The organism is Candidatus Polarisedimenticolia bacterium, assembly GCA_035764505.1.
Classification (GTDB): domain Bacteria; phylum Acidobacteriota; class Polarisedimenticolia; order Gp22-AA2; family AA152; genus AA152.
Genome location: DASTZC010000051.1, coordinates 16273 through 28173, shown reverse-complemented (window position 1 = coordinate 28173; position 11901 = coordinate 16273). Strand labels below are relative to the sequence as shown.

Sequence of the window (11901 nt, the reverse complement as noted above, 5' to 3'; positions counted from 1 at the left end):
GCTGTGGGTGATATCGAGCGAAGACGTCCGTTACTTCAAGGACAACCGTCCGACCGCCATCAACGTCGGCACCCGCCTCGGCCAGATCTCCCATCCCTTCATGCTGGACGGCCGTCCGGCGGTCCTGGAAGAGCGGCCCGGGGGCATGAGCCTGGCGGTTCTGCGGGAGCGCCAATGGGAGCGCGGCCCGCTCATCCACTTCGGACCGGAGAACGACGTCCTCTCGCTCGTCTCCTCGATCCAGGTCTTTTCGTGCGGCGCCGAAATACAGCTGTTCATGCCCTTCGGCGAAGTGCTCCATCATCGCAAAGGTCTACCTGCGGAAAACGGCAGTGACTGGACTTCGTGGGATCCGGTCGCGCCCGCGCCGGGCGGCTGGTCCGCCCTTTGTCTGGGGAGTGAGCCTGTGGTGTTCCTGCCGAGCCAGGACACCTTCGATGACGCGCTGGAGGAATATCGGAGGGTGGATGGCTCGTGGAAACGAATTCGCACGATCCCGCTGTACACATCGCAGGCTTCCCTTGGAATCGTCCCAACCGGCGACGACTCGCATCATTTCGTGCTGTCCGCTTTCGCGGGAGGAAGCCTCGCTGTCACGGAGCTGAGGAACGGAGAGATTGTCGGGTGGCCGCGCTATTACCGCAGTGAAGCCGAGGACAGGTTTTCAAGAGTCCTCAAGATGCTGGCTTTCGCCTGTCTCGGATATCTCGCCGCCCCCATCGCCCTGGCCCTGCTCCTGTCGGGGATGATGTCGCGCTGGCGGATTCCGGAGATCGCGCTGGGGAGCCGGATTGTGGTGCTCGCACCTCTCTGGAAAAGGGCTTTCTCCGAGGTCGTGGACACCTTCATCCTGGGGGCTCCATTGCTGGCAGGCAACATCGCCCTCTTCTGGCGGCTCCTCCAGGCAAGCCCGATGTTGAGCCGTCCGACCATGGGCATGGGGATGAAGCTCGTCCTGTTCGGGGTCGTCTGGATCGTCGCCGGGCTGCTCGCCTTCAGCTTCATGGAAGGTCGGTGGGGGGTCACCCCGGGCAAGTGGATCCTCGGCATCCGCGTGATCGGTTCGGACTCCCGCCCCTGCGGCTTCCTGCGTGGACTTGTGCGCAACCTGCTGCGCGTCGTGGACGGCTTCTTCAACTTCATGGTCGGCCTGCTGGTTACGGCGCTCAGCGAGAACTGGCAGCGGGTGGGTGACATGGCGGCGCGCACCGTTGTCGTCCTGGCCAGGGACCAGCCTTCGGACGGGGCCCCCACCACCGACGCAATGTTGCCGGCGGAGGAATCAGCCCCCGCGATCTTTCCCTCATGACGATCGGGAACTCCTGACCCTTCCTTCTCGTTTACTCGCTCAGTGGGGAGGGGAACAAGCCGACCAACCTCTATTCCTGCATGCGTTGACCACCCGCGGTCCGGGACGTACAATCCTGGGCTCGCGGGTCCGCCTTTGAAAGGACGAACCATGAGACAGTCTCGAGCGCTCGCGCTGATCCTGACGGTGGCGTCCTCCTTCCTGCTCGCTTCGGCTCCCACCCTGGCCAAGGAGCCGGGCGTGGCGATCTTCGGCGACGTGCGCGTCGCCAAGGGGGAAGTGCACCACGAGGACGTGGTCTGCATCGGCGGCAAGGTGACGATCGACGGGACGGTCGAAGGCGAGGTCGTGGTCGTGGGAGGCAAGCTCGAGTTCAACGGCGAGGCGGAGCAGGTGGTCTCCGTCCTGTCGGATGCCGACTTCGGGCCCGAAGCAACCGTGAACGGCGAGATGGTGCACGTCCTCGGGAAGCTGGAGCGCTCGCCGGACGCGAAATTCCACGGCGAAATCGTCGACGTCGGATCGAGGCTGCCGCGCGGCATCCAGAGGGCGGTCTCAGGCGGGATCATCGGGCTGCTGGTGCTGCTGCGCCTCATCGAGCTTCTGGTTTCCGGCCTCATCGTCCTGGTCATCGCGCTGCTGGTGCCGGAGCGCATCGAGCGGATGTCGGAGTCATTCGATGACCGCTGGCCCGCCTCCCTCGGGTTCGGCCTGCTCTCCTGCGTCGCCGTCATCGTCCTGGCCATCGTGCTGGCGATAACCCTGATCGGCATTCCGCTCGCCGTGCTGGTCGGCCTCGGCGCCAAGATCATCGAGCTGATGGGCGCCACGGCGATTCTCCTGCTGGTCGGCAAGAAGCTGGGCTCGCAGACCGGCATCCTGCACGATCAATCCTCCCTCCTCGGGGCGGTCATGCTCGGCTTCGCTCTGGTGGCGATCATCCGGTTCATCCCGATCGTCGGCGAGCTGGTCTGGCTGGTCTTCTCGATTCTCGGCCTGGGGCTTGCCGTCATCACGCGGCTGGGCTCGCAGGCGACGGAAGCCCCCGCGTCTTGATCGACGCCCCCAGCGTCGGGACGCCCATCCTCTGGATCGGCTATACCGTCTTCATCCTGATCGCCCTGGTGGTGGACCTTGGAGTCTTCCACCGCGGTGCACGCAAGGTCTCGATGAAGGAGGCCGGGCTTTCCTCCATCATCTGGATCTCCCTCGCCCTGGTCTTCAACGCCGGCATCTACAACTACATGGGCCCGCAGAAGGGGCTGGAATTCTTCACCGGCTACCTGATCGAGCTGGCGCTCAGCGTCGACAACCTCTTCGTCTTCCTGATCATCTTTTCCTACTTCAAGGTGCCCGAGAAGCTGCGCCACCGGGTCCTCTTCTGGGGAATCCTCGGCGCGATGCTGATGCGCATCATCTTCATCCTGGCGGGCGCGACGCTGCTGGGACTGTTCCACTGGCTGGACTACGTCTTCGGGGCCTTCCTGCTCTACACGGGCATCCGGATCATCTACCAGAAGGAAACCGAGGTGGATCCGGAGATGAACCTGCTGCTGCGCTTCGCGCGCAAGTACCTGAGGGTGACCAAGGACTACGAGGAGAGCAAGTTCTTCACGAAGATCGACGGCAAGAGCTTCGCCACCCCGCTGCTGCTCGTCCTGCTGGTGGTGGAGTCCACCGACGTGGTCTTCGCCGTCGACTCGATCCCGGCGATCTTCGGGATCACCCACGACCCCTTCATCGTCTACACTTCCAACATCTTCGCCGTGCTGGGGCTGCGCGCCCTGTTCTTCCTCCTGCAGGGGATGATGAACCGCTTCCACTACCTGCCGATCGGATTGGGCCTGGTCCTCGCCTTCGTCGGATTGAAGATGCTCATCGCCGGCCACTACCAGATTCCTATCGGATTGTCCCTCGGCATCGTCGCCCTCGTCCTCTTCGGTTCGGTGATCGTGTCACTCCTGGTCAAATCGAAGACCAGGTAGTCAACTCCTCACCACAAATTGATTGACAGGTCAGGAATCTCAGCGTATCTAGGTCGTAGAAACCAGTCTTCTCTCTCGAAAATGAAGCCGCCTTGTACGGCCTTGGCCAAAGGACATCCCGGGGAACAGGATGAACCGATCCAATCTTCTCGCCGCGGCGGCTCTGGCCACCCTCCTCATCAGCCCGGCAGTCACGCAAACCCGTGAGCTGACGTTCCGTGATCGCGTCGAAGCGCAGCGCGCCATCGAGCGCTTCTATTACTCCCATCAAACCGAGGCCAGGCTTCCCTTCGACCAGGCGGTGTCCACCGAGCTGCTCGAGCGGAAGGTCCGCACAGCACAGAAGCAATCCGCTGCCTTGGAGAAATACTGGAACACTCCGGTCACTGCCGAGATGCTGGATGCCGAAATCGAGCGGATGCGCCGGGCAACCCGCATGCCCGCCCGGCTGAGCGAGCTTTTTTCCGCCCTCGGCCACAATCGGCTCCTCATCCGTGAATGTCTTGCCCGACCGGTTCTGGTCGGTCGCCTGCTGGAAAGCTTTTACGCCTCCGATCAGCGCTTCCATGCCGGAGAACGTCGCCGTGCGGAGGAAATCCGGCGCCTGCTGGAAGCAGGGCGCGGCGCGCGCTCCGACATACCGGCCCCGGACCTGATCGAAATCAGGGTGGGAGACAGCGAGCCGAAGAGCGGCTCAGGCCCGGGCGTCTCGGAGAGTTCGGGCGTCGGATCGCGCCTGCTCAAGGTCTCGGAAGAAGAGCTGCACCACTGGCGCCGGCGATTGCCGTCCCGCGTTGGCGAGGTGGGGACTATCTCGGAAGAAGAGGACCGGTTCACCATCCTGGTGCTACGTGAGGAGCGAATCGACGGACTCGACATCGCGGTGTACGCCGTACCGAAGCGATCGCGCGAGACATGGTGGAGGGAGGTCGAGGGCGATCTGGACGAGAGTGAGGTGCCAACGGCTGCATTGGAATCCTCGAGTGTTCCGGATCCTGAAACGGTCTGTCCTGCCGACGACGTCTGGGACGCTTCTCACTTGAACAGTGGAGCTCTCGTGGCTCGAGAGAGCTTTACGGCGGTGTGGACCGGATCCCGCATGATCGTGTGGGGAGGCCTGGTCACGGGCTCTCCCAACGACACGGTTACGGCGGGCTCTCCGAGAAACACCGGCGACGCCTATGACCCGGCCACCGACACCTGGGTGCCGACGAGTCTGACGGGCGCTCCCACGCCGCGCGCGGGGCATGTGGCGGTATGGACGGGATCCCGCATGCTCATCTGGGGCGGGGACGGCGGCCAGGGCAAGCTCAACACAGGCGCGGCCTACGACCCTGTCGCCGGCCAATGGAGCCCAATGACGACCAGCTCCGCGCCGGAAGCCCGCGCCGCCGCAACGGCCGTCTGGACGGGTAACCGGATGCTCGTCTGGGGAGGATATAACCAGAATGGGTTGAGCACAGGCGGCCGGTATGATCCGGTAACCAACACCTGGACCGGGATGTCGGTTACCAATGCTCCGAGCCCACGCAGCTCTCATACCGCGGTATGGACCGGAAGCAGGATGATCATCTGGGGTGGTTATTCAGTTACTGGTTACACGAACGATGGCGGAGTTTACGATCCCGTTGCCGATACATGGATTGCCACCTCCCTGGCAGGCGCTCCGCCGGCCCGGAGGGCACACACGGCGGTCTGGTCGGGAAATCTCATGATTGTCTGGGGCGGTGACTCGACCGGCGGCCCGGCCCCCGGGGGACGATACGATCCGGTTTCGAACCAATGGACTGCCGTCACTCTCGCTTCGGCACCCGAGGCAAGATTTGATCACTCCGCGGTCTGGATCGGTTCCAGCATGCTTATCTGGGGCGGACGTTCATGGGGCAATCAAATCCCCTTGAGCACGGGAGGCCGTTACTTTCCTGGATCCAACAGCTGGGTGCCGATTTCAACCGTCAATGCGCCCCTCCCCCGAGGCTCCCATCGAGCTGTGTGGACGGGCGTCGATATGCTGGTTTGGGGAGGTGACCAGCAGAACAGCGGGGGCCGCTACAACCTTGCTTCCGATTCATGGACACCCACGAACTCGGGAAATGTGCCGGGTCAGCGGAAATACCATTCCGCGATCTGGACCGGCAACAAGATGGTGATCTGGGGAGGAGGCCCGCGGGGAGGAGTCTCGAATACCGGCGGGGTCTATGACCCGATGATTGATGATTGGACTCCCACTTCTCTGTCGGGGGCTCCCGGCCCTCGTTACTACCATTCGGCGGTCTGGACCGGCAATCGCATGGTGATTTGGGGTGGCCTCTCCTTCTGGCCCACCATCTACAACGACGGTGCGCTCTATGACCCTGTTGCCGATTCGTGGGAACCGACCTCGCCGGTCGATGCCCCCACTGAACGCTACGGTCACACAGGCGTCTGGACCGGGTCCTCGATGGTGGTGTGGGGCGGAGAGAACGTGAGTGGTCCGTTCAGCACCGGAGGCCGCTACAACCCTCTCTCGGACACCTGGACGCCGACTTCGATGGTCAACGCTCCGCAGGCGCGCAGCGGCCATACCTCGGTGTGGACCGGCTCACGCATGATCGTGTGGGGTGGAGCAGGAGCTACTTCGGTACTCAACACCGGGGGCCGTTATGACCCCGGGACGGATACATGGTCGCCGACCGCGACCTTTGGCGTGGGCCGCTCGGAGCACACCGCCGTCTGGACAGGATCCCGGATGATCGTCTGGGGAGGAAATGACGATGAACCTCGCGTCTATCCCGAATGCAGCAACGATCTGAATACGGGCGGGGTCTACGATCCGATTGCCAACACCTGGAGCACGACTTCCACGATCGGCGCCCCCAATCGCCGAACCTCCCACTCGGCGATCTGGACGGGATCGCGCATGATCGTCTGGGGAGGACGCTGGTATCACGACGTCGCCGCGGCGGGGCAGTGCTTCGTCGGCTCTGACCCGACAACTTTTCTTGCCAGTGGCGGAGTCTACGATCCGTTGCTGGACCAGTGGACTTCGATCCCCCTCACCGGCGCGCCCCTGCCTCGCGCCTTTCATTCCGCCGTCTGGACGGGAGACTGGATGCTGATCTGGGGGGGAGGGACGTTCTGGCTCGCCTATCAGGACGGCGCCCGTTTCGGGGCGCCCGATCCTGACGGAGACGGATTCTCCGTCTGCGAGGGCGATTGCGACGATACGAGGCCGACCGTTCATCCCGGCGCTCCGGAGCTGTGCGACGGGCTGGACAACGACTGTGACGGGCCGATCGATGAGAGTGCCGATGCGGATGGAGACGGCTTCTTCAGCGCCTGCGGCGGGGATTGCAACGATTCCAATCCCGCCGTCCACCCCGGAGTTGCCGAGCTGTGCAACGGGGTCGACGACGATTGCGACGGCTCGACCGACGAGGGGCTGCCGGATGGCGACGGCGACGGCTTCAGCAATTGTTTCGATTGTCTGGACACCAACGGCGCGGTCTATCCGGGGGCGAGCCAGATCTGCGACGGGCTGAACAACAATTGCAATGCACCGGGCTGGCCAGGTCTCGCGGGAACCAACGAGCGGGATGACGATCAGGACTCGTTCTCCGAGTGCGCCGGAGACTGCAATGATGCCTCCGCAATCGTCTACCCGGGAGCCCCGCAAGCATGTGACGGCATCAACAACGACTGCTCCTCGCCGACTTATCCCGACATCGCCGGCACGAACGAAGGCGATGACGATGGGGATAGCGTGAGCGAATGCTCGGGAGATTGCGATGACGCCCACGCCGCCGTCTACCAGGGGGCGACGCAGTTTTGCGACGGGCTCAACAACAACTGCGCCTGGCCCGGCTGGCCCTCCCTCGCCGGGACCAATGAGTCCGATGATGACGCGGACGGGTTGAGCGAGTGCACCGGTGATTGCAACGATGCCAGCAATGCCGTCTACCCGGGAGCGCCCCAGATCTGCGACGGGGTCAACAACAACTGCTCCGCTCCGGGATGGCCCGGCCTCTCGGGAACCAACGAGGGGGACGATGACGGCGACAGCTTCTCGGAGTGTCAGGGAGACTGCAACGATGCCGTGACCACGCTTTATCCCAACTCGCCCGAGATCAACGACGGAGAGGACAACCAGTGCCCGTCGAACTTCGGGTATGGAATGATCGACGAGATTTCAGGCATCGCCGGCTTCAGCAGTGCCACGCAGTTCTCCTGGCCTCCGCAGAGCGGAGCGACCGCCTATGAAGTGCAACGCTCCAGCCGCCCTTTCCCGGCGGCAAGCCCGTTCGCTTTCTCGAGGGCGACGAGCGCTTCATCCTGGATCGATGCTTCTTCCCCGCCCGTCGGAGTGGCATTCTTCTATCTCGTGCGTCCCACCGCGCTGCATCTCGGCAGCTGGGGCCTGAGATCCGATGGCCAGGAGCGGTCCGGCTTCGTCGTTCCCGAAGCCCTGTGCGCGGACTCCGCCGACAACGATGGTGATGGATTCATCGATTGCGCGGATCCCGATTGCCAGGCGGCCTCCGGGTGTGCCGCGCAGGTCTTTTCGTTCAACGATACGCTGGGCGACGACATCGCCGATGCAAGTCTGACCACGTTCTTTTCTTCGATTTCTGCCGGCGCGGGCGACTATCTCTACCTGTCGCTGGCCGTTTCGGGGGTCGCGGATTTCCAGATTTGTGCCCAGAGGGCCGACTTCTATAAGAACAGCTACCTCTCTCTGGCCGCGGGTGGCGGGTCGGCCTCCTCCGGAACCTGGAGCCGCTGGACCCGGGCAGGGAACAGCGCCTGGAGCGCGCCCGACACCGGTTCCTACGAGAATGCCTACGGAAGCAATTGTTTCGATGCGCACAGCTGGTGCCCCGAGCGCACGCTCGGGGGACGGCAGATCGGCGTGCTGCCGGAGCAGACCGATGCATGCGAGACGGTCGATCTGATGGCGAGCTGCGGCTCCGGCAACTGGCGCCTTACCATCCGAGTCGCTCCGACCCGCTTCGCCGCCTGCGGGTTCTGACCGGACGGACCTTGAGCCCCGAGGTGCGCGGCACCGCGCCGGCGGGGGCCGCACGAAATTGCAAGGCGGGCGCTGAACGCAGCCGTCTGCCTGCGATGGAGCCTGCGAGCCCTTCAGTTCTTCACGGGCGGCGCCGGTGCCGGCGGCAGCGATTGCGGATGCTTGCGGATCGACTCCTGCAGGACCTCGATCGCCTTCTCGAGTTGCGGGTCGTGGCCGGCCATCACCAGGTCGTCGCGGTTGTCGACCTCGATGTCGGGATCGACCCCGTGCCCCTCGATCACCCACTTTCCCTCCAGCCCGTAGGTGCCGAACTCGGGACGCGTGACGTAGCCGCCGTCCAGCAGGTTGGTGTAGCCGCGGATCCCGACGACCCCTCCCCAGGTCCGCGTTCCGATGAGCGGGCCAAGGCCGTATTTCTTGAAGTAGTAGGGGAAGATGTCGCCGTCGGAGGCGGAATAGTGGTTGATGAGACACACCATCGGGCCGTAGAAAACCTGTGACGGGTAGGTGCCGATCCCTTCCGTGTTGCGGGCGTTGCCGAGGCCCATCAGGACGCGCCGCAGCCGCTCGATGATCAGCTCCGAGACGAAACCTCCGCCGTTGTTGCGGTCGTCCACGATCAGCCCCTGCTTGCGGATCTGCGGATAGTACTGCCGGACGAACTCGTTGAGCCCTTCGCCCCCCATGTTGGGGATGTGGACGTAGCCGATCTTCCCGCCGGTCATTTCGTCGACCTTGCGGCGCGTCGTCTCGATGCGGTCGTAGTAGCGCAGGTCGGACTCGTCGGAGATGGGCCGGACCACGACCTCGTGTGTCCCTTCCAGCGACGGCTTGCTGTTGATCGTCAAGGTCACCGTGCCGACGATCTTGTTCTGCAGCAGCTCGTCGGGCGTGGCCGGCGCCTTCAGCTCCACGCCGTCGATCTTCATGATGAAAGAGCCGGCCGGCACGTCGACCCCCGGCTCGGTCAAAGGAGATCGGCGCGCTTCCAGCCAGTTCTCGCCCAGGAGGACCCGGCCGACCTTGTAGCGGCCCGAGCTCTTGTCCAGCTCGTAATCGGCCCCGAGCAGGCCGATCGGGACGCTGTGCGGCTTCGGCGCATCGCCGCCGCCGACGTAGGTGTGCCCGATGTTCAGCTCGCCGATCAGCTCGCCGATCAGGTAGGTCAAATCGGTACGGTGCCCGGCGTAGGGGAGCATCACCTCGTACTTCTTCTTCATGGCGGGCCAGTCGACGCCGTGCATGTTGGGGACGTAGAAGTAGTCGCGCTCCAGCCGCCACGACTCGTCGAACATCTGCTTGTACTCGGCCAGGTAGTCGACGCGCGCCTGGATGCCGTCGGTCTTGACCATGCCGTCGCCCACCTTGGCCTCGCCCGGCTTGGCGTCGATGATCCCGAAGGTCTCGCCCGCCAGATATCCCAGCTTGCTGCCGTCCGGCGACAGGTCGAAGCCTCCCACGCCCTTGATCAGGATGCCGTCCTTCCGCTTCTCGAGATCGAAAGCGTGCAGGTCGCCCATTCCGTCGCCCCCGCCGGTCAGGACGTTGGCTCCGCCGGCCATGAAGAAGACGGCGCTCTTGTTGGCGCGCAGCGAGCTGTAGTTCCCGGGCTCGACCGAAAACGCCGTGATGCGATCCTCGATCCCGTCGAGGTCGATGCGGACCGGCTGCGGCTTCTTCTCCTCCTTCTTGTCTCCCTTCTTGCTCTCCTTGTCCTTGCCGTCTTTCTTCTCGTCGTCCGCCTTGTCCGCTTCCTCCTTGCCGCCCTTCCCCTCGATCGGCGCCTCGTCCGACTCGGGCGCGAACAGCGAAGGCAGGTCCTTGCGCAGCGTGACGACGTAGACCCGGGTCGGGTTGTTGTAGACGAAGCTGAAATCGAACGAGCCGATGGTGGCGTTGAAATCCCGGTCCGACAGGAAGTAGAGGTACTTCCCCTCGGGGTCGAAGACCGGGTCGTAGCTGACGTTCATCTCGCTGCTCACGCGCGTGGCCTTGGTCGAGTCGAGAGAATAGATGAAGACCTGCTGCATCCCCTCGAAGCTCGGTTTGTAGTAGGCGAGCCAGCGGCTGTCGGGCGACCAGGTGTACCAGGTGATCTCGCCGTATTTCGCCTGGTCCGCCTGCGTCACCTTCTTCGAGGCGACGTCCAGGACGTAGAGCTTGAGGTCCTTGTCGGCGAAGGCGATCTTCCTGCTGTCGGGGGACCAGACGGGGGCGAACAATCGCCGGTTGCCGCCGTGGGTCAGGGCCTCGGCGGGAGTCTTGCCGTCCTGGGCCACGCGCCAGATCTCGTCTTCGCCGGTCTGATCCGAGACGAAGGCGATCCAGCGGCCGTCGGGCGACCAGGCAGGAGCGCGGTCATCCGCGTCGGAGCTGCTGGTCAGCGTCCGGACGCTGCCTTTCTCGGCCGGGACCGTGAAGATGTCGCCGCGCGCCGCCACGACGGCCCGCTTCCCCTCCGGGGACAGGGATCCATCGGTAATCTGATCCCCCACCTTCTTGAATTCGGTCCGGACCGTCCGCCGGTCGGAGGGGACCTGGATGCTGACTTTCTTCTCCTTGCCGGCGGCGAGGTCGAACAGATAGATGTAGCCACCGTTCTCGAAGACGATGCCGCCCGGGCCGCCGGTGGCCCAGCGCACGTCATACTCCGTGAAGTTTGTGAGCTTCTTGACGTTCTTCCCCGTCGTGTCGCACGAGTAGAGGTTCAGCGTCTTGTCGCGGTCGGAGTTGAAGTACAGCGTGTCGCCGATCCACACCGGATCGGTGGAGGTGTTGTCGTTCTCCGTGACCTTGTCGAGCTTGTTGGCCGACAGGTCGTAGATCCAGAGGTTCTGCGTCATGCCGCCGCGATAGCGCTTCCAGGTCCGGAAGTTCTGGAAGATCCGGTTGTAGAGAATCTTCTTCCCGTCGGGCGAGTAGGCGGCGTAGCCTCCTTCGGGGACGCCGACCTGTTCGGGCAGCCCACCGTCGACGCTGACGGTGTACAGCCGCCCGGCGCGATCCTCCCAGGCCTGATGGCGCGAGCGGAACAATACCCGCTTGCCGTCCGGAGTCCAACCGATCACCATGTTGTTGGGTCCTTGCCGCTCCGACGGGGTTCCGAGGTCGGTCCAGTAGGTGAGCCGCTTCGGCACGCCTCCCTCGGCAGACATGAGATAGACGTCCTTGTTCCCGTCGTACTGCCCGGTGAAGGCGATCCACTTCCCATCCGGCGAGAAGCGCGGCGACCATTCCAGCCCCGGATCGCTGGTCAGCTGGCGTGCCAGCCCGCCGCCCCGCGGCGCAATCCAGAGGTCCCCCCCATAGACGAAGGCAATCGAATCCTTCGACAGGGCAGGGAAGCGGAGCAGCCTCCCCTCGGGGACGGTGGCCTCCGCGGCGCGCAGCGCGGGTCGCTGGGCCGGCGCCAGCAGGAGCGCCGTGAAGGCGGCGACGCAGGCCAGGACGCGGCGAGACAGGGGAGTACGTATGGAAGCAGGACGACGACTCGATACCGGGTGTCGGGTCATGGATCTCCTCGGGTTTCGCTTCAGGAACGGGTCGGACCAATCCACCCGGACCATACGAAAAAGTCGAATCAGGAGTTTCGAGCG

At 64.1% G+C, this 11901-nt stretch carries 5 protein-coding genes; 4 read left to right on the top strand and 1 reads right to left on the bottom strand.

The genetic code is table 11. The annotated features are described in order from the left end of the window. The 4 genes from VFW45_03480 to VFW45_03465 form a co-directional block, all read left to right on the top strand. The coding region (locus VFW45_03480) for an RDD family protein (protein HEU5179827.1) at positions 1-1309 on the top strand (1309 nt) is incomplete at its 5' end. A gap of 150 nt (positions 1310-1459) precedes the next feature. Further along, a complete protein-coding gene (locus VFW45_03475; GenBank protein HEU5179826.1) occupies positions 1460-2365 on the top strand; it encodes a hypothetical protein in 906 nt (301 codons plus the stop codon). Next, the gene (locus tag VFW45_03470; GenBank protein HEU5179825.1) at positions 2362-3294 is read left to right on the top strand and encodes a TerC family protein; all 933 of its coding nucleotides are present in this window, start codon (positions 2362-2364) and stop codon (positions 3292-3294) included. Before VFW45_03475 ends, VFW45_03470 begins: the two co-directional genes overlap by 4 nt. 130 nt (positions 3295-3424) lie before the next feature. Then, entirely contained in the window at positions 3425-8302 is a 4878-nt protein-coding gene (locus VFW45_03465; protein ID HEU5179824.1) for a MopE-related protein, read from the top strand. A gap of 113 nt (positions 8303-8415) precedes the next feature. Here the strand turns inward: VFW45_03465 and VFW45_03460 are convergent, their stop codons facing one another. After that, the gene (locus VFW45_03460) at positions 8416-11817 is read right to left on the bottom strand and encodes a S41 family peptidase (protein HEU5179823.1); all 3402 of its coding nucleotides are present in this window, start codon (positions 11815-11817) and stop codon (positions 8416-8418) included. Positions 11818-11901: the final 84 nt, after the last annotated feature.